We start from the raw sequence: 867 nt of genomic DNA, 5'->3' as shown, positions 1-867 counted from the left end.
ACCACCACGCACCACTGGATCCTGTTCTTCACGACCCACGGCCGCGTATACCGCACCAAGGCCTACGAGCTGCTCGAGGCCGGTCGCGACGCCAAGGGCCAGCACGTCGCCAATGTCATGGCCTTCCAGCCCGGCGAGCAGATCGCCCAGGTCATGGAGCTGTCGACCTACCAGGACGCCCCGTACCTGGTGCTGGCCACGCGCAGCGGCCTGGTGAAGAAGTCCCGGCTCGAGGACTACGACACCAACCGCACCGCCGGCGTGATCGCGATCAATCTGCGCGAGGGCGACGAGCTGGTCTCGGCCAAGCTCGTGGACTCCGACGACGACATCTTCCTGGTCTCGCGCAACGGCCAGTCCCTGCACTTCCAGGCCGATGACGAGGCGCTGCGACCCATGGGCCGCGCGACCTCCGGCGTGACCGGCATGAAGTTCCGCGATGACGACGAGCTGCTGGCCGCCGACGTCGTGGCGAAGGGCACCGAGAGCTACGTTTTCGTGGTGACCGAGGGCGGCTACGCCAAGCGCACGGCCATCGAGCAGTACCGGCGCCAGGGCCGAGGCGGGCTCGGCATCAAGGTCGCCAAGGTCGGGGATGAGCGCGGCAAGCTCGCCGGCGCCTTGATCGTGGGAGAATCCGACGAGGTCATGGTCGTCATGGCCTCCGGCAAGGTCGTGCGCTCTGCGGTCTCGGAGGTCCCCGCCAAGGGCCGCGACACCATGGGCGTCATCTTCGCCAAGCCTGCCCCCAAGGACTCGATCGTGGGTGTGGCCTGGAACGCCGAGCGCCACATCGAGGACGCGGTCGAGGAAGCCGTCGAGAACGGCACGGCTACGATTGCGGATCCGACAGCCGATGCTGCGGAT

At 67.7% G+C, this 867-nt stretch carries 1 protein-coding gene; it reads left to right on the top strand.

Annotation, left to right across the window (positions count from 1 at the left end):
* Positions 1-867, top strand: an 867-nt coding sequence (locus tag IG178_RS24470) for a DNA gyrase C-terminal beta-propeller domain-containing protein (protein WP_305067831.1), incomplete at both ends; no start/stop codon positions are given.

This window comes from Neoluteolibacter marinus (assembly GCF_014904755.1).
GTDB classification, from domain to species: Bacteria; Verrucomicrobiota; Verrucomicrobiia; order Verrucomicrobiales; family Akkermansiaceae; genus Haloferula; species Haloferula marina.
The sequence above is the reverse complement of the archived record's forward strand: the minus strand, read 5'-3'. Positions and strand labels throughout refer to the sequence as shown.